The sequence below is a fragment of the Halomonas sp. SS10-MC5 genome (assembly GCF_015992245.1).
Lineage (GTDB): Bacteria > Pseudomonadota > Gammaproteobacteria > Pseudomonadales > Halomonadaceae > Halomonas > Halomonas sulfidoxydans.
The window spans coordinates 1,238,929-1,260,946 of record NZ_CP065435.1 but is presented as its reverse complement, the minus strand read 5'-3'; the positions used below and the strand labels follow the sequence as shown (position 1 = coordinate 1,260,946).

18 protein-coding genes are annotated in these 22,018 nt (G+C 67.7%); 9 read left to right on the top strand and 9 right to left on the bottom strand.

The annotated features are described in order from the left end of the window. The first annotated feature begins 59 nt into the window (after positions 1–59). Positions 60–1,412, top strand: coding sequence for an MFS transporter (locus I4484_RS05985; protein ID WP_197450071.1), 1,353 nt, complete (start codon positions 60–62; stop codon positions 1,410–1,412). Positions 1,413–1,534: 122 nt separating this feature from the next. Here I4484_RS05985 and I4484_RS05980 read toward each other — a convergent pair whose 3' ends face one another. From I4484_RS05980 to I4484_RS05965, 4 genes are read right to left on the bottom strand one after another with little or no spacing between them, the layout of a single operon-like run. Next, the gene (locus I4484_RS05980; RefSeq protein WP_197450070.1) at positions 1,535–1,900 is read right to left on the bottom strand and encodes a hypothetical protein; all 366 of its coding nucleotides are present in this window, start codon (positions 1,898–1,900) and stop codon (positions 1,535–1,537) included. Further along, positions 1,887–3,290: an acyclic terpene utilization AtuA family protein gene (locus I4484_RS05975; RefSeq protein ID WP_197450069.1), complete on the bottom strand. Its 1,404-nt coding sequence runs from the start codon at positions 3,288–3,290 to the stop codon at positions 1,887–1,889. Before I4484_RS05975 ends, I4484_RS05980 begins: the two co-directional genes overlap by 14 nt. After that, the gene (locus tag I4484_RS05970) at positions 3,287–5,215 is read right to left on the bottom strand and encodes a TRAP transporter fused permease subunit (protein WP_234283556.1); all 1,929 of its coding nucleotides are present in this window, start codon (positions 5,213–5,215) and stop codon (positions 3,287–3,289) included. Before I4484_RS05970 ends, I4484_RS05975 begins: the two co-directional genes overlap by 4 nt. Positions 5,216–5,236: 21 nt before the next feature. Then, a complete protein-coding gene (locus I4484_RS05965; RefSeq protein ID WP_234283557.1) occupies positions 5,237–6,223 on the bottom strand; it encodes a TAXI family TRAP transporter solute-binding subunit in 987 nt (328 codons plus the stop codon). A 135-nt stretch (positions 6,224–6,358) separates the two neighbouring features. Between I4484_RS05965 and I4484_RS05960 the strand changes: the two genes are divergently transcribed. The 5 genes from I4484_RS05960 (at position 6,359) to I4484_RS05940 (ending at position 11,015) form a co-directional block, all read left to right on the top strand. Continuing rightward, complete coding sequence (locus I4484_RS05960; protein WP_197450068.1) at positions 6,359–7,258, top strand: LysR family transcriptional regulator; 900 nt, start codon at positions 6,359–6,361, stop codon at positions 7,256–7,258. 56 nt (positions 7,259–7,314) lie between these two features. Beyond that, positions 7,315–8,412 carry a histone deacetylase gene (locus I4484_RS05955; protein WP_234283558.1) on the top strand — a complete coding sequence of 366 codons (1,098 nt, stop codon included), beginning with the start codon at positions 7,315–7,317 and terminating at the stop codon, positions 8,410–8,412. A gap of 157 nt (positions 8,413–8,569) precedes the next feature. Further along, positions 8,570–8,992 (top strand): GFA family protein, encoded by a 423-nt coding sequence (locus I4484_RS05950; protein WP_197450067.1) that lies wholly within the window; start codon positions 8,570–8,572, stop codon positions 8,990–8,992. Positions 8,993–9,072: 80 nt separating this feature from the next. After that, on the top strand, positions 9,073–9,558 hold the full coding sequence (locus tag I4484_RS05945; RefSeq protein ID WP_197450066.1) for a peroxiredoxin: 486 nt from the start codon (positions 9,073–9,075) through the stop codon (positions 9,556–9,558). Positions 9,559–9,650: 92 nt separating this feature from the next. Further along, a complete protein-coding gene (locus tag I4484_RS05940) occupies positions 9,651–11,015 on the top strand; it encodes an HD domain-containing phosphohydrolase (protein WP_234283559.1) in 1,365 nt (454 codons plus the stop codon). A 13-nt stretch (positions 11,016–11,028) separates the two neighbouring features. On the opposite strand, the gene I4484_RS05935 is transcribed toward I4484_RS05940, so the two are convergent. Beyond that, on the bottom strand, positions 11,029–12,093 hold the full coding sequence (locus I4484_RS05935) for an AI-2E family transporter (protein ID WP_197450065.1): 1,065 nt from the start codon (positions 12,091–12,093) through the stop codon (positions 11,029–11,031). A gap of 167 nt (positions 12,094–12,260) precedes the next feature. On the opposite strand from I4484_RS05935, the gene I4484_RS05930 reads away from it, so the two are divergent. Then, the gene (locus tag I4484_RS05930) at positions 12,261–13,079 is read left to right on the top strand and encodes a Rho termination factor N-terminal domain-containing protein (protein ID WP_197450064.1); all 819 of its coding nucleotides are present in this window, start codon (positions 12,261–12,263) and stop codon (positions 13,077–13,079) included. 26 nt (positions 13,080–13,105) lie between these two features. Here the strand turns inward: I4484_RS05930 and I4484_RS05925 are convergent, their stop codons facing one another. The 4 genes from I4484_RS05925 to I4484_RS05910 all read right to left on the bottom strand — a co-directional run bounded on the left by I4484_RS05925 (position 13,106) and on the right by I4484_RS05910 (position 19,755). Beyond that, entirely contained in the window at positions 13,106–14,842 is a 1,737-nt protein-coding gene (locus I4484_RS05925) for a bifunctional protein-serine/threonine kinase/phosphatase (RefSeq protein ID WP_197450063.1), read from the bottom strand. A 1-nt stretch (position 14,843) separates the two neighbouring features. Next, positions 14,844–15,653: a formate/nitrite transporter family protein gene (locus tag I4484_RS05920; RefSeq protein ID WP_197450062.1), complete on the bottom strand. Its 810-nt coding sequence runs from the start codon at positions 15,651–15,653 to the stop codon at positions 14,844–14,846. 411 nt (positions 15,654–16,064) lie between these two features. Next, complete coding sequence (cobA, locus tag I4484_RS05915) at positions 16,065–17,027, bottom strand: uroporphyrinogen-III C-methyltransferase (RefSeq protein ID WP_197450061.1); 963 nt, start codon at positions 17,025–17,027, stop codon at positions 16,065–16,067. Beyond that, complete coding sequence (locus tag I4484_RS05910) at positions 16,987–19,755, bottom strand: nitrate reductase (protein WP_197450060.1); 2,769 nt, start codon at positions 19,753–19,755, stop codon at positions 16,987–16,989. The genes cobA and I4484_RS05910 overlap by 41 nt, the downstream gene beginning before the upstream one ends. A 404-nt stretch (positions 19,756–20,159) precedes the next feature. Here I4484_RS05910 and I4484_RS05905 point away from each other — a divergent pair, with 404 nt between their 5' ends. Both I4484_RS05905 and I4484_RS05900 read left to right on the top strand, forming a co-directional pair. Then, positions 20,160–20,792, top strand: a complete 633-nt coding sequence (locus tag I4484_RS05905; protein WP_197450059.1) for an ANTAR domain-containing response regulator — start codon at positions 20,160–20,162, stop codon at positions 20,790–20,792. After that, positions 20,789–21,829 (top strand): CmpA/NrtA family ABC transporter substrate-binding protein, encoded by a 1,041-nt coding sequence (locus I4484_RS05900; RefSeq protein ID WP_197450058.1) that lies wholly within the window; start codon positions 20,789–20,791, stop codon positions 21,827–21,829. The genes I4484_RS05905 and I4484_RS05900 overlap by 4 nt, the downstream gene beginning before the upstream one ends. The last annotated feature ends 189 nt before the right edge of the window (positions 21,830–22,018 follow it).

The window sequence follows — 22,018 nt, the reverse complement described above, 5'->3', positions numbered from 1 at the left end:
TGACCTTCAACGGAGAAGGGCGAACACATGTATCGGCAATCCGTACGAGGTCAAAGCCCATGGAAATTCGCAACAAGGCGAACCGCATTCGCCTCCTGACCCTGCGCACGCCCCAGATGCGCGCCTTCCACTTCTCCTGGTTCGCCTTCCACCTCTGCTTCTTCGGCTGGTTCGGCATCGCTCCGCTGATGGCCGTCGTGCGTGACGACCTGGGGCTGACCAAGACCCAGATCGGCAACACCATCATCGCCTCGGTGGCGATCACCATCCTGGTGCGCCTGGTCATGGGCCTGCTCTGCGACCGCATCGGGCCGCGCAAGGCCTATACCTGGCTGCTGTGCCTGGGGTCACTGCCGGTGATGGGGATCGGCCTGGCCTCGAGCTTCGAGACCTTCTTCCTGGCGCGCCTGGCGATCGGCGCCATCGGCGCCTCCTTCGTGATCACCCAGTACCACACCTCGGTGATGTTCGCACCCAACGTGGTCGGTACCGCCAATGCCACCTCGGCCGGCTGGGGTAACCTCGGCGGCGGCACCACCCAGATCCTGATGCCGCTGATCTTCTCCGGCATCCTGATGCTCGGCGTCAACGAGGCGCTGGGCTGGCGCCTGGCGATGATCGTCCCCGGCGTGGTGCTGTTCTTCGCCGGCATCGGCTACTACCTGTTCACCCAGGACGCCCCCGACGGCAACTTCAGCGACCTGCGCGCTCGCGGCGAGCTCCCCGAGGCCAATGGCGAACACGGCATGGGCGCGAGCTTCAAGGCCGCGGCCAAGGATATCCGCGTGTGGGCGCTGTTCGTGGTCTACGCAGCCTGCTTCGGCGTCGAGCTGACGATCAACAACATCGCCGCCATCTACTTCTTCGACAACTTCGACCTGACCCTGGCCACCGCAGGCATGATCGCCGGCCTGTTCGGGCTGATGAACATCTTCGCGCGCACCCTGGGCGGCGTCTTCTCCGACCTCTTCGCCCGCAACGGCGGGCTCAAGGGGCGCGTGCGCTGGCTGTTCATCGCCATGCTCTGCGAGGGCGTTGCGCTGATGTTCTTCTCGCAGATGCACGTGCTGACGCTGGCCATCGGTATCATGCTGGTGTTCAGCCTGTTCGTGCAGATGGCCGAGGGCGCCACCTTCGGCGTGGTGCCCTTCATCAACAAGAAGGCGCTGGGGGCGGTGGCCGGCATCGTCGGCGCCGGTGGCAACGCCGGTGCCGTGGCGGCCGGCTTCCTGTTCCGCTCGGAGTCGCTCTCCTACCAGCAGGGTCTGTTCTACCTCGGCATTGCCGTGGTGATCGCCTCGCTGTGCGCCCTGGTGGTGCGCTTCTCGCCCGAGGTCGAGGCCGAGGAGGCCAAGGCCTACACCGATGCCGTGGGCGAAGACACTGGCGCCGGGGCGTTGTCGCTGCGCTGAGCGCAGCTCGCCTGGGCTACCCGGCCCAGCCTTGAGGGCCATCGCCAGACAACGGCGCCTGCCCGGGCTCCCATGACGATGTCATGCGAACCCGGGCAGGCGCCGTTCTTTTCAGTAGCGCGTCAGGTCTTCCCGACCACCACATCCATGCTCAACAGCAGGAACGACAGCGTCTTGCCGTGACCGTCCAGGTTGAGGGCGCCGTTGACGCCACCCTGCAGCACGTCGTCGATCACCAGGTTCATGCCGGCCAGGCCCGGCATCAGGTAGCGGCGCACGCGGCTCGCTCCGCGATGGGCGAACAGCGCCAGCACCCGCTCCTCGGTGACCTGCGCCACCAGCGTCTCGTAGCGGCATGGATCATAGGCGAATAACGCCAGGTTGAGCCGGTCGCCCTTGTCGCCGGCACGGGCGTGGGCCAGACGGTGCAGCGGTACGGCGTGTCCCTCGGCTAGGCTTGCGGTCACGTTCGCTTCAGCGTGCGCCATGGGCGGCCCTCCTCTGGTTGACCGGGCTTGCCTCGAACAGCGTGGCGAAGGCCTCCACGTCGCTACGCTTGACCAGGTAGGACGCCGTGCACACGCGCCGCTGGAACTGGCGGCGCACCCCGCCACCGCCGGCCGGACCGGCACAGTAGAGCGCCAGCAGCTCCTGGGTGGCACGCTCCACCCAGCGCCGCTCGGCGTGCTCGGCGGCCAGCCGCAGGCGGTAGTCGCCGCTGTCTGATGCCGGCAGCCTGCGCTGCAGGTCGCCGGCATCGCTGTCGAACACGCTGGCGTGGCCGACGATGTCCAGTCGCGAACGCAGCTCCGGCGGAGCCCGAAACGTCAGCCGCTCGCGCAGCACCTCGGCAGCGAGCCGGGCCCGGGCCAGGGCATTGGGTCCGGCGTAGGAGATCTCCGCCTCGCCCTGCCAGCCACCCTCGTAGCAGACGGTGGTCTTGAGCCGCTGCGGCGCCGGCTTTCCGCGAATGCCGCTCACCGCCACCCGGTTGGGTCCGAGCTCCTCCACCCGCACCGTGGAGAGGTCCACCACCACGTCGGGCGTCAGGTAGTTGGCCGGGTCGTGTACCTCGTAGAGCAGCTGCTCCTTGACCGTGCGCGCGGTGACCATGCCGCCGGTGCCAGCGGGCTTGGTCACCACCAGGCGGCCATTCTCCTCCACCTCGATGATGGGATAGCCCACCGTGGCCAGGCCGGGAACCTCCTTGAAGCCGGGGTCGGCGAAGTAGCCCCCGGTGACCTGGGCACCGCACTCGCCGAGATGGCCCGCCATCATGCCGGCGGCCAGGCGGTCCCAGTCGTCCCAGGCCCAGCCGAAATGATGCATCAGCGGCGCCAGGAACAGCGCCGGGTCGGCCACCCGGCCGGAGACCACCACCTCGGCGCCGAGCCCGAGCGCCTCCACCAGGGGCGCCGCGCCGAGATAGACGTTGGCCGAGATCAGCGCCTCCTCGCCGGGCAGCTCGCGGCTCTCGGCCTCCCAGCGCTGAAGATCCAGCTCCGCCAGCCGCGCGCGGATGTCGTCGCCATGCACTCGCCCGATGCTCGCCTCGCCCCGCGCCGTGCCGGCGGCCAGTTCGGCCACCACGCGGCAGGCGCCGTCGGGGTTGGCCGCACCGAAGTTGCCGAGAATGGCGATGCCGTGCGTCAGGCAGTCGTCGAGCACCGGCGCGAGCAGCTCCTCCAGCAGCGGTTCGTAGCCCGCCGCCGGGTCGTCGCGCAGGGCGCGGTGGGCCGCCGCCAGGGTGCGCTCGCCCAAGGTCTCGAAGACCAGCGCGGCAGGCTGGCCGCGGCGGATCAGCTCCGCCACCACCGGGATGGCGGCATCGGTGCGGTCGCCGGAGAAGCCGGCCCCGCTGCCCAGCAGGAAGGTCATGAGTGGGTCTCCTTGGCCGCCACGCCCGGGGTGCCGGGCCTCTGCCCGTCAGGTCTCCTGCCGCCGGGCGAGGCCGCGGCCAGGCGTTGCCGACGCCGGGCGAAGAGCCCCACCAGCAGCACCAGCGCCGCGCTCGTCGTCAGCCAGCCGGGAATCAACGCCAGGCCCACTACCAGCACGAGCCCAGCCACATCCAGCAGCCGATTGCCGGTCATGGCCACCCGCGACATCAGCGAGGCGAAGGCGAGCACGAACACCACGCCCTGGGAGCTGGCCAGCAGGATATCCAGGGCGTTGCCGAAGCCAGCCAGCGCGGGATAGATCAGTAGCAGAAAGGGAATCACGTAGATCGCCGCCGCCAGGCGTACCGCCTCGCCCGCCGCCGGCAGCCAGTTGGTGCCGGCAATGCCCGCAGCGACGAACACCGCCACGCACACCGGCGGCGTGATCACCGACAGGGTGGCGAAGTAGAACACGAACAGGTGGGCGATCAGCGGCTCGACGCCGATGGTGGTGAGCGCCGGGGCCAGCACCGAGGCCACCAGCACGTAGGCCGCCGTGGTGGGAATGCCCATGCCCAGGATCAGGCACACGCCGCCGACGATGAAGGCCACCAGGAACAGAGACTCCCCGCCCACGTTGACGATCAGGCTGGCCAGCGTCACGCCGATGCCGGTCATGCCGATCATCGCCACCAGCATCTGCGCCCCGGCCAGCAGCACGCCGATGATCACCATGCCCTTGCCGGCATCGATCAGGCCCGCGAACAGCTTGGCGGCGATCTCACGCAGCGACATGCGCGCCAGCAGGGCGAAGGGCACGAAGGTTAACACCGTCATCAGGATGCCGAAGAAGGCCGCGGTCTGGATCGAGCGCCCCGACAGCACGCCGTAGAAGAGCCCGCCCAGCGCCGCCAGGATCGGCACGATGCGCTGCGGACGCAGCACCTCCGGCCAGCTCGGCAGCTCCTCGTCGGGCACCACCTGCAGATTGCGCCGGCGCGCCACCAGGTGAATGGTCATGAACACGCCGAGGTAGAACAGGATGGCCGGCAGCAGCGCGGCAAGCGCGATGCGCAGGTAACTCTCGCCGAGGATCTCGGCCATGATGAAGGCCGCCGCCCCCAGGATCGGCGGGGCGATCTGGCCGCCGGTGGAAGCCACCGCCTCCACCCCCGAGGCGAAGGGCGCCGGATACTTGAGCCGCTTCATCATGGGGATGGTGAAGTTGCCGGTGGTCGCTACGTTGGCCACGGCGCTGCCGCTGACCATGCCGAACAACCCCGAAGCCACGGTGGCCACCTTGGCGGCGCCGCCCGGCGAGCGCCCGCTGATGCGCAGCGCCAGGTCCATGAAGGTCTGACCGCCGCCGGTGTGCAGCAGCAGGCAGCCGAACAGCACGAAGGCGGCGATGGTGGTGGCGGCCACGCCGACCAGCATGCCCCACACGCCGAGGTCGCCGAGATAGAGCGTCTCGGTGATGTAGTAGAGGTCGAAGCCGCGATGCCCCAGCGGCCCGGGGATCGCCGCCCCGAGCCAGGCATAGGCCAGCCCCGCCAGCACCAGAAGCGGGAAGATCGCACCGATGGCGCGCCGCGACAGCTCCAGCACCGCCACCAGCAGTACGCCGGTGAACAGCATGTCCCGCGGCGTGGCCCAGGGCAGCTCGACGAGGATCCGCTCGTGGTTCGCCACCACGTAGCCGCAAGCGAGCACCGTGCCCACCGCCAGCGTCAGGTCGAGGGCCAGCCCCAGCGGTCGCCAGCGCCGCCCCTCCCCCAGCGGATAGAGCGTCAACCCGAGCAGGATCACCAGCGCAAGAAAGATGCCTCGCTGGATCAGGCTCTCGAAGGGGCCGGTCGCCGAGGTGTAGAGGATCAGCCCGCCCAGCATGAGGGCCAGCAGCTTGGTCAGGTTCTCGCGCATGACGATCGTCTCCCCTCGCCGTTATTCGGCGGGCCGCAAGGCGTCGGGAATCGCCATCCCCTGCTCCTCGAAGTAGCGCGCCGCGCCGGCATGCAGCGGCACGGTGCCCACCTCGAGGGTCATCTTCGCCAGATCCTCGTCACGTACCGCCGAGAAGGCGTTGGCCTGGGGCTCGGGGTTCTCCATCACCGCCTTGACGATCTGGTAGGCAGTCTCCTCGTCGAGGTCCGGGTGGGCGTGCACGGCCACGCCGAAGGCCCAGGTGGTGTAGGCCGGAACGCCCTCCCCCGCGCCCTCGGGAATGTCGACCACGGCGAGGTCTGGCATCTCGCTGCGCAGGGTGTCGGCCTGCTCGCCCGTGAGCGAGAGCACGTTGATCGGCGTGAAGGTGGCAATGTCCATGGTCGAGCCGTCGAGCTTGTTGCCCACCCCGGACTTGACGTAGCCCATGATGCGACCGTCCTTGATGGAGTCGACCACGTCGGTAGTGGAGCCGCGCACGTAGTCCGGCGCGATGCCGAGCGTCTCGAGCACGGCCTCGGTGGTGCTCTCGGTGGCCGAGCCGGTGATGCCCGGGTTGAAGCGCACCCCCTCGAGTTCCTCGAGCGTGGTCACGCCGGCGTCTTCGCGAATCACCACGTTCTGGGGCGCCACGGTATAGACCCACAGCAGGCGGCTGTCGACCGGGCGGCCGTCGAAGTCCTCCTGGCCGGCGTAGGCATGGTAGCCGGTGTTGGTGGTCACCAGCCCCATGTCGATCTGGTTGCGGCTCAGGCGGCGCAGGTTGTCGACGGTGGCGCCGGTTTCCGCCACCGAGGCGCTCACGCCCTCGACCTGGCTGTTGATGATCTGGTTGACGGCGACGAAGTAGCCATAGTGGCTCGACGAACTGGAGGTCGAGCCGATCAGCAGGCGCTCTTCGGCCTGAGCGGTGGCGGCAGCGGCAACAAACGCGGCGCTGGCCGTCATGGCGGCCAGCAGGGTCTTCATCTTTGGCGTTGGCTTCATGAGTGGCTCCTTTGGGCCCGGCCTGGCGGGCTTGTTGTTGTCAGGTGGCGGATGGGGTCATCCCACTCGATCAGCATGGTGCGCCCCCTATGTTTTGTATATTGAATAGTTTTTAACTTGTGTTTTACTTTCCAAATGAATCCCAGCATCAAGCAGCTGCGCGCCTTCGTCGCCGTGGCCCAGTCGAGCAGCCTCGCCGAAGCCAGCGAGCGTATCCATCTCTCCCAGCCGGCGATCTCCATCGCCCTGCGCAAGCTCGAGGAGACGGTGGGCGGCGCGCTATTTTCGCGCGCCACACGCCAGCTCAGCCTGACCCCCGAGGGCGAGGCCTTCCTGCCGGTGGCGGTACGCCTGCTGCATGACTGGTCCGAGGCCTTCGAGGATCTCGGCGAGCGCTTCTCCAAGCAGCGCGGCAAGATCACCGTGGCCGCCCTGCCCACCCTGGCGGCGGGGCTGCTGCCAGGCATCATCGCCACCTTTCACGCCCGCTACCCGCGCATCAACCTGAGCCTGCACGACGTGCTGGCCGAGCAGGTCAGCCAGCTGGTGCGCGAGGGGCGCGCCGACCTGGGGTTGTCGGTGGCCCCCCACGACACCGAGGAGCTCGCCTTCGAGCCGGTGCTGGTGGATCGCTACGTGGCGGTCTGCCCCAGCGGTCATCCGCTGCTCGAGCAAGCGAGCGTGCACTGGCGGCAGCTGGCCGGACACCCCTTCATCGGCATCAGTCGCCTCTCCAGCTCGCGCCAGGACATCGACCGCATCATGGCCGAGGTGGGCGCGCCGCTTTCGATCCTGTGCGACGCCAGCCAGATCGCCACCGTGGGCCGCATGGTCGCCGCCGGGCTCGGCATCAGCGTGCTGCCGCGACTGAGCTTTCGCCAGATCGCCACCGACGGCATCGACTACCGACCGCTGACGACACCCGACGTCGAGCGCCCGCTGGGCATCGTCATTCGCCATCGCCACCCGCTCTCGGCCGCCGCCGCGGCGCTGCGCGCAATGATTCAGGAGTCGCCCCTGGATCCAGCCGGCTAGCGTTTTACAAGCGGCTATGCTGTGGGAAAACGACACCTTTCCTGCAGGAGCTGCACGTGGCCGAGCCCAACAGCGTCATCGCCTTTTATGACGAGCGCGTCCTGTCTCACCAGCCGGATACCGACGCGCCTTTCCTGCCCAACCGCATGGAGCGGCGCATCCGCCAGCTCCTTGCGTCGCTCAATGTCCCCTGGAAATATCCGGAACACGCCGGACGACTGAGCGCCATCCTCAACCTCCTCGAACTCGAACCGGTCCCCGGCCTGCGCTTCGAGAGCGGCAAGCCGGCGACCAGGGAGCAGCTGGGACGCGTCCACACCAGTTCCTATCTCAGCCATATCTTCGATCTACGCGGCAAGAATGCCTGGCTCGACGTGGATACCACGGCGGTGTCCAGCGGCAGCATCGAGGCCGCCGAAGTGGCCGCCGGCACCGCCATCGCCGCGGTCGAAGCGGTACTCGACGGTCGCGCGGAGAGCGCCTTTGCCCTGGTCCGCCCGCCAGGTCACCACGCCGAGCCGGTCCGCGCCAGGGGCTTCTGCCTGTTCAACAACGTGGCGGTCGCCGCTGCGCATGCGCGGGAGGCCCTCGGCTGTCGTCGCGTGATGATCGTCGACTGGGACGCTCATCACGGCAACGGTACCCAGGACATCTTCTGGGCGGATCCCGATGTGCTGTTCTGCGACATCCACCGGGCCTCGCCCTTCTACCCGGGGACCGGGAAACTGGAGGAGATCGGTGCCGGCCTGGGAGAGGGCACCACCGTCAACGTGCCCATGCCGGCGGGCGCCGGCGACCAGGCCTATCTCAAGGCCTTCAAGGAGATCCTCGTCCCCGCCGCCGATTGGTTCCAGCCGGAGCTGATCCTGGTGTCGGCCGGGTTCGACCCGCACCCCTTCGACCTCGCGCTGAACGTCTCCTACGAGGGTTTCGCCGCCATGACCGGCATCCTTCAGGACCTGGCGAGGCGTCACTGCCAAGGTCGCCTGGTCCTTGTCCTGGAGGGGGGTTATCACCTCGTCTCCCTGGCACGCGGCGTGAGGGTGGTGCTGAGCGTGCTGGCCGGTGGCGCCATCCCCGAGCCCGGCATTACCGGCATTGCCGAGGTCGAGGCTGCGGCCGCCTTTCACCGTCAAGCCTTCCAGTCCGACTAACCGATCAGGGAGACGCGGGCATGCGGGTCGACCCGGGTGCGCGCCCACGGCATGTGGGGACGGTCAGAGGAGTACGGTAAATGCCCGCGATCAGCGGCTACACTGGTGACTTGGGCGACGTCGCGCCCACGGCTTACACGACGAGAGGAGGAGCGACATGAAGGACGGGATGAATGCACGCGGCAGCTGCCTGTGCGGCGCGGTCAGGGTCGCCGTGGCCGTCAACAAGCAGAACGTCGGCGCCTGCCACTGCAGCATGTGCCGCACCTGGGGCGGCGGCCCGCTGCTGGCGCTGGAGTCGGTCAGCGACGTCGAGATCGAAGGCGAGGAGAACGTCACCGTCTATGCCTCGTCGGATTGGGCCGAACGCGGCTTCTGCCGACGCTGCGGCACCCATCTCTTCTACCGCCTCAAGACCGGCAACCACTATGCCGTTCCGGTGGGCCTGGTCGACGGCGGCGAAGCGTGGAATTTCGACAGCCAGATCTTCATCGACCAGAAACCCGAGTACTACCGCTTCGCCAACGAGACCCACGACATGACCGGCCAGGAAGTCTTCGACGCCTATCAGGGCAGTTGACCGCCGCTACACTCGGCAACGCACCCGGGTGCCGATTTGCACTACAGTGTTCCCACCGAATAGATGAACAGGAGCTGTCCATGCCCATTTCCGTAGGCGACAAGATTCCCGACGTCACCATCAAGACCAACGGCCCCGACGGGCCCGAGGACATCTCCACCGGCGAGCTGTTCGCCGGCAAGCGGGTGGTGCTGTTCGGGGTGCCCGGCGCCTTCACCCCCGGCTGTTCCAACACCCACATGCCCGGCTTCGTGATCAAGGCCGACAAGGTGCTGGAGAAGGTCGACACCCTGGCCTGCATGGCGGTCAACGACGCCTTCGTGATGCGCGCCTGGCAGAAGGACCAGAACGCCGAGGCGATCCTGATGCTGGCCGACGGCAACGCCGAATTCACCCGCGCCCTGGGCATGGAGAAGGATGCCAGTGGCGCCTGCATGGGCATTCGCTGCCTGCGCTTCGCACTGATCGCCGAGGATGGCGTGGTGTCGTACGTCGGCATTGACACCGAACGCGGTGTGGTCGACAAGAGCAGCGTCGATACTGTGTTGGCGCATCTGTCGAACTGAAACGCAGCGTTCCCTAAAGCTTCTCCCAATGTGGCCGATATCGCAGTTAAAGCCGAATTCGGCTCACTGCTTCAATGGTTGGGGGGAGCAGCATGGAAGGCGAAGCGATTCACAACGAACAACGGCAGCCAGGCCAGATGCCGGCTCAGGCAGATCCCGAGCCGGTAACGCTGTTGCTGGTACTCGAGGACACCGAAACCCTGTCCTCTCTCTCCGACATAGGGGAGCAGGAGGGCTTACGCGTCCTGCATGCTGAAAGCGCGCAGGATGCCCAGGCGATCCTGGAACTCGAGCCCGTCGACATGGTGCTATGCGACGCGCTCACGCCAGGCCTGGATGGCCACGAAGTGCTGGAGCTCATCCAGGAGCGTTGGCCGGACTGTATTCGCCTGCTCATGACCGATGTTTCCTCCGGCCTAGAAGAGGCTCTTCGCGCTATCGACGAAGGGCACGTCTACGGCTTTATCCCCAAACCGTGGCACGAAGAGAGACTTCGCCTGCTGCTTCGCCGATCGCGGAAGCATCTCGGCACTCAGCGCGAGTGGATGCAGCGCGAGATGGCGCTGCTCGAACAGAACCAGGATCTGATCGCGCTCAATGCTGCGCTGGAGCAACGGATCGAGGCAACTCAGCAAGAGCTCAAGCAAACCGCCGAAATGCTGGATAAGACGTACGATGAGCTGCTGCACATGCATGTGACGACAGCACGCGTAATCGGCGATCTTCTCCATCATCGCCTGCCTCGCCATCTTCAGACAAACGAACAGGTATATGCCCTGGTCACTGCGTTCTGCGAGACACACGCGCTGGACCATACGTTACAGCAAGACCTGCAGCTGGCTGCCGCACTCTACAACATCGGCAAACTCACCTGGGACGATCATTTACTTGCCACCCCGTCCGAGCAGCTGTCGGCCAATGAACGGACTGCCTACCAGCATTACCCGGTCAGCGGCGAGAACCATCTGATGGCAATGCCTCAGCTGAAGAGAGCGGCAAAATTCGTTCGCCACCATCGCGAACGCTGGAACGGCAACGGTTTTCCCGATCGACTCGAAGGCAGTGACATTCCCTATGGTTCACGCCTGCTGGGGCTGGCCGTGGACTTCATCGAACTCCAGCGTGGCATGGTCCTGCCACGTGAAGTGCCACGCCCGCAGGCATTGGCTCTGCTGCGCAAGTTTGCGGGACGCATCTACGACCCCGAGCTGTGCCATGATTTCGTCAAGCTGTGTGTCGAAAAGGCTCCGGACCTGCAGACCAGTGGCAAAGCGGTCATTTCGCTAGAAACGAGCCAGGTAAAGCCGGGCATGATTCTGGCCCAGGACATTTACTCCGCCAGCGGCATGTTACTACTGCATGAAGGCAAGCGGCTCGATCAGCACCTGATGGACAAGCTCAAGAACTTCGAGGAAATCGAGGGACGCAACTACACGGTGCTGGTCTATCGACCATGAGCGATCGTTCCGCCTAGGGCTCTCCCAGCACCTCGACATCGTCGCCCAGCACGTCCTCCACATAGAGCATCTGCACCGCCACTGCGATCGCCACCGCGAGCGGCGTGGCAAGCATCACGCCGGCGACCCCCGCCACGGCCCCGCCGGCGAGCTGCACCACCACGGTGTAGGCTGGGGGCAAGCGCACCATGCCCTTGGCCGCCAGGGGCGTCACGACGTTGGACTCCAACGTCTCGATGAACAAGTAGAGAAGCACGGCGTAAAGCCCCAGTTGCGGCGCCTGGAGGAAGGCGATCAGCACGGTGGGAATCACGCCCAGGATCGGCCCCAGGTAGGGGATGAAGGTGAGGAGCCCCGCGATCAGTCCCAGGGCCCCGGCCATCGGAACCCCCATGACGGCGAGGCCCAGCGCCACGAACACCCCGATGAACACCATCGAGATCAGCCGGCTGATCAGCCACAGCCGTAGCGCCTGCCCCTGCATGCCCAGCACCTGCCCCAGCCGCTCGCGTCGAGCCGGCGGGCACAGCATCAGCAGGTTGCGGGCATATTCGGCCGGGTCGACCACGAGATAGACGCCCACCAACAGGGCCAGCAGAAAGCTGGTCAGCGCATCGAAGGTGGTCGACAAGACGCTCGTCGCGCGATTCAGCACCGGCTGTGCCAGCGAGCGGGCCGGGTCCTCGACCCCACCCAGCGCCTGCTCGACCCCGGGCAATTCGCGAGCCATGCCGACGAGCTGCTGGAACGCCTGCGGCAATTCCTGGGTCAGCTGCGAGAGCTGCTCCATCAGCGGCGGCCCGACCAGCGCCCCCAGCCCCACCAGGACCAGCAGGATCAGAACGGCGGCCAGCACCAGCGCCCAGGGTCGCGACAGCGGCAGGTAGCGCTGGCACAGCCGCACCATTCCGTCGATGGCCACCGCGACCAGAACGCTGGCAAACACCAGCAGCAGCACACCCAGCAGCCGGTTGGCGAAATAGAGCAGCACCGACACCAGGCCGACGAGCCCGATGACGATCAATGCACGGCGGGTGAAAGACGAGATCGCGTCGGTGGCACTCTCCCTATCGGACATATCGGCTCCTTGCCGGTTGCAGCGGCATCCGCCCGCGCCCTTCCAGGCGCCTGTGGGCTCAGCCTAGCAGATGCCGCCGCGCGAACCGATCACGGGAAACCCTATCGGCTATGCTGCCTCTATGAAGCAGACGCCCATATCGAACGCCACCAGGGAGGACAGCGGCGATGGCTGATGACGAACGCAGGCCACAGGGCTATGACCGCCTCAAGCAGCACGAAGGCCAGGGCTATTCGGGAATGCAAGTCGGCCGCTCGCACAAGTGGTACTACGACCAGGGCGAGTGGCGCGAGCGCAAGATCAGCCCCGACGAGTGGGAGATCTACTACCAGACCACCAAGCGGCGGGCGGCTCGCGCGCCCGAGGAGTCCGGCGCCCCCATCGGCACGGAGTACAACTGGCTGATCGTGTCCCACCAGCGCGTCGACAAGCTCGATGCCAACAGCTACATGACCTGCCTGGAAGGCAAGAAATTCAAGGTTGCGCACAAGCGTGCCAGCAGCCATGCCTGGAACGTCAGCGAAAAAGCCCAGCGCAAGAAGGTGATCGAGTATCTGGAACAGATGATCGCCGAGCTGAAAGAGGCCGACGCATCGGAAGCCCTGCCCTACAGCGTGGGCGAGCACGAGCACGTGTACGGGCTCAACCTGCGCACCAAGGCCGAGCTGCTCGACATGGCGAGGAAGTATGGACTCTCCGGCACGTCGAAGATGAAACGCGAGGAGCTGCTGGATGCGGTGAAGGCATGTATGGAGCTGGCAGGGAGGCCCCAACCTGAGAAAACGGCCGAGCAGCCGAAGCCCGACGGGCACGCCGAGCGCAAGCCGGACGGTGAGGCGACGAAGCTCGAAGCGAAGAGCAAGGACGAGCTTTACCGGCTCGCCAGCGAGCGGGGCATCGGCGGCCGCTCGAGCATGAACAAGCGACAGCTCGTGCATGCCCTCGCCGCTCGCCGTCAGCGCCCCGGCAAGAGTTCGCGGGCCTAGCAGCGAATGTAAAGCACCCCGCAGCCTCACTCGAGCAGCAGCACCAGAACGAGCAGCGCCAGCAGTGCGGCCACGCCTTTCCAGAACAGTACGGGGTCGCGTTCGATCAGCGGCGGGCGGGCCCGGGCGAGGAACTCGCGGCTCGGCTGGCGCAGCTCGTGGACGAACTCCGACAGTGCATCGAAGCGCTTCTCGGGCATGGGGTGCAGCGCCTTCCTGAGTACCTCGTCGACCCAGGCCGGGAGTTCGCGATTGCTGGCCAGCGCGGGGCGATAGCTCAGCCGCCGCTGCGCCGCGCGGGTACGCGCCTGGGCCACCTGGGTGCCGTAGGGCAGCTCCCCGGTGAGCAGCTGATAGGCGATCACGGCCAGCGAGTAGAGGTCCGAGCGTGGCGTGGCCGGCTCGCCCAGAAAGCACTCCGGCGCAGTGTACGCCAGCGTACCCAGCGGTACCTCCCCCGCTTGCGCCGAAGCGGTCTCAACCAGCCCACCCACGCGCACCGACCCCAGGTCGATGATCTTCACCGTGCCGGTGGCATCGATCATCACGTTAAGCGGCCGAAGGTCCTGGTGCACCATCTCCAGGCGATGGAAGGCACGCAGGCCGCGGGCCAGCTGTTCGACGAGGCCGCGCACCGTCTCCAGGGCCGGGTGCGGATGGTCGCGCAACCACTGGGCCAGGGTCTGCCCCTCGATGTATTCCGTCACGCTGTAGAGATATTGGCGCCGACGCTCCGAGCGGTGCGGCTTGACGACATGCGCGCTGTCGATGCGCCGGCCGATCCACTCCTCCATCAGGAAGCGTTCCACCTGGTCGGGATCCTGCTGAAGCTCGGTAGAGAGCATCTTGATCACCACCTGCTCGCCGCTGGCTTCGTCCACCGCCAGGTAGGCGTGGCTGCGGTGGCTGGCGTGGAGCTGCCTGACGATGCGATACCCCTCCAGCACCATGCGCGGCGCGAGGGCTGGCGGAAACGGCAGCGACACCGCTCCCGGGGCGATCTCGCCGGCCCCTGTCGGAGGTACTTCCTCGACCCGCACCACCTGCACCGTCAGATTGTCCTCGCTGCCCTGGGCATAAGCTTCCTGCACGATGGCGGCGGCAGCGGCGTCCAGGTCGCCTTCGTGCTCGGCCAGCGCCGCCAGCATCGCCGCCTCGCCGACGTGCTCGTGAATGCCGTCGGTCATCAGCAGGAAGGTTTCCCCTGCCGCGACGGGCAGCGCGAGGTAATCGATCTCGAGCTGCTCGCTGACGCCCATCGCCCGGCTGAGGTAGCTTCTGTCGGGTGCCACCCAGGCGCGGTGCTCGCGGGTCAGCGGCTCCAGGCGGCCAGCGGCAAGCCGATAGAGCCGCGCATCGCCGACGTGGAAAACGTGCGCCGTGGCGGACTTGAGCACCAGTGCGGTGAAGGTGCAGACGTAGCCCCGGTCCTTGTCCCAGCGGTATTCGCTGCGCCGGCTCTGGGCGTGCAGCCAGGAGTTGGTCGCCACCAGCACCCGCTGCGCCGAGGTCTTCACCGTCCAGCTTTCGGCGGTGGAGTAGTAGTCCTCGATGAACCCCTTCACCGCCGCCTCGCTGGCAACCCGGCTCACTTCGCTGCTGCTGATGCCATCGGCCAGCGCCACCACGATACCCTTGCTCGAAAGCTGCGGTTCGCGGGGCACGTAGGCGCCGTGGAAGTCCTGGTTGACCGCCTTGCGCCCTGCCTCCGAGCACTGGCCCAGCGACACCCGCAGCATCCGGCCGGGTTCGAAAGCCGACATCTCAGATATCGCGCAGCGGCGCCGTGCGCACGTGGGTGGTGTAGAGCGTCAGCCCGGTCAGCGAGAGCCCGCCGATCAGGTTGCCTACCACCACGGGGATCTCGTTCCAGATCAGGTAATCCGCGATCGAAAAGTCGCCGCCCATCATCAGCGCCGAGGGGAACAGGAACATGTTGACGATGGAGTGCTCGAAGCCCATGAAGAAGAACACCATGATCGGCATCCACATGGCGATCACCTTGCCGCCCACCGTGGTCGAGATCATCGCCCCGACGACACCGAGCGAGACCATCCAGTTGCACAGGATGCCGCGAATCAGGATGGTCAGCATGCCCGCCGCGCCAAACTCCTTGTAGCCCACGGTACGGGCATGGCCGATACCGGCGATCTTCTGCCCCACCTCGTCCGGCGGCGTGGCGAAGCCGTAAGTGAAGACGATCGCCATCAGCACCGCCACGGTCAGGGCGCCGGCCAGGTTGCCGCAGAAGACCTTGCCCCAGTGGATCAGGATCCTCTCGATGGTGACGCCGGGGCGCCGGTCCAGCCAGGCCAGCGGCGTCAGTACGAAGACCCCGGTCAGCAGGTCGAAGCCCATCAGGTAGAGCATGCAGAAGCCGACCGGGAACAGCGCGGCCCCGAGGATGGCCGAACCGGTCTGGACCGTGATGGTCACCGCGAACACCGCGGCCAGGGCCAGGATGGCCCCCGCCATGAAGGCGCGGATCAGGACGTCTCGGGTGGCCATGTGGAGCTTGGACTCGCCGGCATCCACCATCTTGGTCGCGAACTCGGAAGGAAGCAGATAGGACATAACGTTCTTACGCGCGTGGCGCCTCTCGTCTCGTGGCTGACGTGACAAACGCAAAGGCGCCTGAAGCTCTTAAGCTTCAGGCGCCTTTGCCTGTGTTCGTCGCGTTGTCGTGGGCCTGCGAAGAAAGGCAGCGGCGATCGTCGTTGATCCCGCTGACCCGCCTGCATCGGCAGCAAAGCCCTGCCATGAATAAGCACGTTACGTGCCAACACACTGGCGCCCCCGACAAATACGCCACCGGAAGGCAACCGCGGAGGGTTTCAGACGAAGCCGCCAGCCATCGGGATTCGGCGACCGGCGGTCAGAGAAGCGCTATGCCCCCGGCGAAATCGGCCACCTCGGTGCATCCCGGGGCGCCGTGCTCACTCTTGGTGCAGCGCAACGTCGCGCCTTTCCAATGCGACGCACGGCTCAGCGAGGCGTGTGACCCTCGTCCTGCTCGCCCTGGATAAACGCCGCCGCGGCCGGGCTGGTCGCGACCATGCGCACCACGCTGCCGACCACAATCAGGCAGGGTGAAGGCAGCGGCGAGGCGGCCAGCTTGCCCGGCATGTCGGCCAGGGTGCCCACCAGCGACGCCTGCTCGGGCAGGCTGGCGTTGGCCACCAGCATGATCGGCCAGTCGTCGGGCAGCCCATTGCGGCGCAGCCCGGCACAGATGGCCTCGACCTTGGTCAGGCCCATGTAGAAGATCAGCGTCTCGTCCTGGCGCGCCAGGGTGGCCCAGTCGGGCTCGCCGTCCTTGCGGCACAGCTGGGCGGTGACGAAGCGCAGCTGCTGGGCGTGGGCGCGGTCGGTGAGCGGGATGCCCATGCCGGCCGCGGCCGCCGAGGCAGCAGTGATGCCCGGCACGATCTCGGCCTCGACGCCGGCCTCGGCCAGTGCGGCGAGCTCCTCGCCCATGCGCCCGAATACGCCGGGGTCGCCGCCCTTGAGCCGCACCACCGACTTGCCCTCCCGCGCCAGCCTCACCAGCAAAGCGCCGATCTCGGCCTGGGGCACGCTGTGGTGGCCACGCTCCTTGCCCACGTAGTAGCGCTCGTGGCCGGCGGGAATCAGCGCCAGCACGTCGTCGCCCACCAGGCGGTCGTAGACCACCGCCTCGGCCTGCTGCAGCAGGCGCGCCGCCTTGAGCGTGAGCAGCTCGACGTCGCCGCTGCCCGCCCCCACCAGGTAGACCCGGCCGGCACGGCACTCGCCGTCCAGCGTCAGGGTGGGCGCCTCGACGCGCGTGGAACGGCCGAACGGCGAACGCACGATATGGCCCAGGCCGTGCAGACGCGAGAACGCCGCCTGCCCCAGCGCCCGGGGCCGCTGCGCCAGGCGCGACAGCTCAGGCGACAGCAGTGACTTCAATTGGCTCAGCGCTCGCATGGGCCTTCTCCTCTTCGATCAGCGCTTTCAGCTCGGGAACGCAACTTCCGCACTGGGTGCCGCAGGCCAGCCTGGCGCCCAACGCCTCGACGCTGTCGTCGCCTTCACGGATGGCCTCTAGGATAGCGCGTTGGCCCACCTGATGGCAGCTGCACACCACCGGCCCCTGGTTGGCGGCGCCGTCGTCGCAACCGGCCAGCAGGCGGCGGCGGTGCTGCGCCGAGAGCCCCGCGCCGGCGCTGGCCTCCTCGAAGCGCGCATCGAGCCAGGCCAGGTTGGGCAGCTCCAGCGGCGGCCCCGCCATCAGCCACCAGCGCAGGCGCCCTGCGGCATCCACCCCGGCGGCACGCAGCCTTCCGGTAGCCGGATCGGTGCACCACAGCGTCGGCGCCACCGGCAGCGTTGCCTCGAGCCAGGTCAGCCAGTCGCGCTGCGCCGTTTTTTTCGCAACCCCGCCGCAGGCGCTCTCGCCGCCAGCCAACTGCCATCGCTGGCAGCCGTGCAGCGGAATGCGTGCCCAGTAGCGGCTCTCGTCGCACCAGCTCGATTCCGCCACGCCCAGGTCGTCGGCCACCAGCAGGGTGGCCTCCCATTCCACCGCCAGCGGCGCCAGCGCCACCGCGCCGTGCTTCGATTCCGGCTGGCCGGAGAACGGGTCGAGGTGCGCCTCGAGCAGCGCCCCCATGCGCGCCGTGCCGCTGAAGTAGCCGCTCCAGTGCATCGGCACGAACACCTCGCCGCGACGCTGGCCGCGCGACAGCCGCACCCGGCCGACATAGTCGCCGCCCGCTCCCGCCAGGCGCGCCAGGCCATGCTCCGCCACGCCCCACTCGGCGGCGTCTTCCGGGGTGAGCTCAATGAACGGCTCGGCGCGGTGATTCATCAGCCGCGGTGCACGGCCGGTGCGGGTCATGGTGTGCCACTGGTCGCGCACGCGCCCGGTGTTGAGCCGCAGCGGGCGTGCCGCGTCCAATGCCTGGGCCGGCGGGCGCGGGCGTACCGGCAGCAGGCGGGCGCGACCGCCCGGCGTGGCGAAGCGGCCATCGGTGAACAGCCGCGCGGTACCGTGGGGGGCGGCGGCGTTGACCGGCCACTGGATCGGCGCCAGGGCATCGTAGGCGGCGCGGTCGAGCCCGGCCAGGCCGGAGATATCGAACAGCCGGCGGCTCTCCCCCGGCCCCTCACCGTTCTCGAAGCCCGAGAGCCGGGCGTGCTCGTCGAAGATCTCGCACGGATGGGTATAGGCGAACGCCTCGCCGAAGCCCAGCCGCCTGGCCACCTCGCAGACGATCCACCAGTCGTGCCGGGCCTCCCCGGGCGGTGGCAGGATGCCGCGCTGGCGCGAGATGCGCCGCTCGGAGTTGGTCACGGTGCCGTCCTTCTCCGACCAGCTCGAGGCCGGCAGCACGATATCGGCATAGGGCAGCAGGTCGGTATTGGCCATGCACTCGGAGACGATCACCAGCGGGCACTTCGCAAGCGCCTCGCGCACCCGGTCGGCCCGCGGCAGGCTTACCGCCGGGTTGGTGGCCATGATCCATAGCGCCTGCACCTCGCCGCGCTCGATCGCCTCGAACAGCGCCACCGCCTTGTGGCCGGGCGCCTCGGGCAGGCACGGCACCAGTCGCTCGGTGGCCCAGAAGCGCGTGACCCGGTCGCGCGCGCCGGGGGTGTCGTAGTCCATGTGGGCGGCCAACTGGTTGGCCAGCCCGCCCACCTCGCGCCCGCCCATGGCGTTGGGCTGGCCGGTGATCGAGAACGGCCCCGCCCCCGGCAGGCCGATCTTGCCGCCCGCCAGGTGGCAGTTGATGATGGCGTTGCCCTTGTCGGTGCCGCTGCTCGACTGGTTCACCCCCTGGGAGAACAGCGTGACCACGTGCAGGTGGCTGGCGAACCAGTAGAAGAAGGTCTCCAGGCGCTCGGCATCGACGTCACAGTCGGCGGCGATGGCCTCCACCCAGGCATCCTGTTCCCGTGCCGCGGCGAGCGCCTCCTCGAAGCCCTGGGTATGCGCCTCCAGATAGACCCGGTCGAGCTTGTTGCGCTCGGCCATCCAGGCCAGCAATCCGGTGAACAGGCGCGCATCGCTGCCCGGCGCGAGCCCCAGGTAGAGGTCGGCGATCTCGCAGGTATCGGTGACCCGCGGGTCGATTACCACCACCCGCAGCAGCGGGTTGCGCTGCTTGGCCACCTTGAGGCGCTGGTAGAGCACCGGATGGTTCCAGGCCAGGTTGGAGCCCACCAGCACCACCAGCTCGGCCTCTTCGAGATCCTCGTAGCTGCACGGCACGGCGTCGGCGCCGAAGGCACGCTTGTGGGCCGCCACCGCCGAGGCCATGCACAGCCGCGAGTTGGTATCCAGGTGCGGCGTGCCGAGAAAGCCCTTGAACAGCTTGTTGGCGACGTAATAGTCCTCGGTGAGCAGTTGCCCCGAAAGATAGGCGGCGACGGCCTGCGCACCGTGGCGGTCGCGCACCGCCGTGAGCCGCTCGGCGACGGCGTCCAGCGCCGTGTCCCAGTCGGTCTCGACACCGTCGACCCTGGGCCGGGTCAGGCGGCCATGGTGCCCCAGCGTCTCGTGCAGCGCCGAGCCCTTCACGCACAGCCGGCCGAAGTTGGCCGGGTGCGCCGGGTCGCCCTGTACGTCGACGATCTCGCCATCCTCGACGCTGGCCAGCACGCCACAGCCGACGCCGCAGTATGGGCAAGTGGTTCGGGCCTCGCGCATGTCGATCTCCTGTCTGTTCCTGGCGAAACGACGACGCCCGCCAACGACCAACCCCGAAGGGCGGCGTTGGCGGGCGTCGTTGCCGCTCGGGGCGCCGCATGGCGCCCTCGGTAGAGTATTGACCCGTATCAAGCAGGAAGCGTGCCATCCACCGAAGACCGAACGGCTATCAGCTAGATGCCTCTTTTCCCGCGCCCCTCCCGCATGCTGCCCTGCACCATTTCCCCACGACCGGCTCCGCCCTTGCACCAGGCTAGTGCCGAGCGGGCACGCCGGATGACTTGGCTGCCCGCCGCCAGCGCCGGCTGAGGCGCCACCCGCCTGCGACGAAGCGAAAGATGGAATGTTTCTTGCTTGGAGACAGGAAAAGACCACCTAGGCATGCCATTCACGAGCGAGACCCTATGCCACCACCCCTGAACATTCTGCTGGTCGACGATGAGGTGGTACGTGCCGCCATGGTCGAGGAGGCGCTGATGGCCGAGGGACACCGGGTCATCTGCCGGCTCTCGAACCCGGCCAGCCTCAACGAGATGGTCGCGCGCCATCAGCCCGACGTGGTGATCATCGACATGGAGAGCCCCGACCGCGACACGCTGGAGAGCATGGCGCTGCTCAACCGCGAGAACCCTCGCCCGGTGGTGTTCTTCGCCGACCAGCACGACTCCGACACGCTGCAGGCCGCGCTCAAGGCCGGCGTCAGCGCCTACGTCGTCGACGGCCTGGTGCCGGAGCGCGTGGAGGCTATCGTCGAGGTCGCCATCGCCCGCTTCGACGCCTTCCACAGCATGCGCCAGGAGCTGGACAAGGCGCGCAACCAACTGGCCGAGCGCAAGCGTATCGAGCGCGCCAAGGGCCTGTTGATGAAGCATCAGGGCTGCGACGAGGAGCAGGCCTATCGCATGCTGCGCAAGCTCGCCATGGACCGCGGCCAGCGTATCGCCGAGGTCGCCGACAGCGTCGTCGACATTCTCGGCCGCCTGAACCCGCTATTGCCCCAGGGGCACGCCGCCGACAAACGGGGAACCCGCTCATGAGCCAACCGCCACTTCACGCCGCCAGCCCGGAACTCGCGCGCCTCACCCTCGGCTTCGTGCCGCTGCTCGATGCCGCCCTGCTGATCGTCGCCCGCGAACGGGGCTGCTTCGCCGCCCAGGGGCTGGACGTCAGCCTGTCGCGGGAGAACGCCTGGGCCACCCTGCGCGACAAGGTCGCCGCCGGCCTGCTCGACGGTGCGCAGATGCTCGCCCCCATGCCGCTGGCCATGAGCCTGGGCCTGGGCCGCGCCCCCTGCGAAACGCTGGCGCCGCTGCTGCTCTCGCGCAACGGCAATACCATCACGCTCTCCACGTCGCTGTGTCAGGCCAGCGGTGCCGCCCTCGACGCAGACCCGGGCAGCAGCGCCCTGGCGCTGGGCGACTGGCTGCGCGGCTCGGGCAGCAGCAGGCGCCCGCGCCTGGCCATGGTGTATCCCTACTCCTGCCAGCACTACCAGCTGCGCGAATGGCTGACGCTGGGCGACATCGCCCCCGACCGCGACGTCGAGCTGGTCGCCCTGCCGCCGCCGCGCATGGTGGAAGCCCTGCGCGACGGCCAGATCGATGGCTTCTGCGCCGGCGAGCCCTGGGGCACCCTCGCCCGCCACTGCAGTGTGGGCCGGCTGGTCGCCACCGGTGCCCAGCTGTGGCCCGGCCACCCCGAGAAGGTGCTCGGCGTGACCCGCTCCTGGGCGCAGCGCTACCCGGCCACACTGGCCGCCCTGCTGCGCGCCCTGGTAGCAGCCGGCGAGTGGCTGGCCGCCTCGCCGGATCATCGCCGTCAGGCACATGAATGGCTGGCCCTGCCGCCCTACCTCGATCGCTCGATTCGCCACCTCGACACCCTCGACAGCGATGCAGCGCCCATCCATCAGCAGCTCTGCGGGGGGGACCTGCTGCGCCCGACGCCGCAGGCCGCCCTGCACTTCGCCGAACCCATCGTGCGTCAACTGGAAGCCCAGGGTGGCCGCTTCGACCCCGCGCTGCTGGCGGCGTGCTACAGCCCTGTGCATTTCGATGCCGCAACGCACCACTGATGTGCACGGGCGGCCAAGCTGAGCGCTGACCGGCCTGCACCGAGACCTTCGACCTCCTCCCCAAGACACTGGCACAAAAGGAAAAAGATCACGCACCTGTTACCTTGGCCGGGATCTTGATACTGCAGGACAGAGCGGCGATCAAAGGCGATCGCCCACATGAAAGCGACAACGACGTCTCTGTGCTCC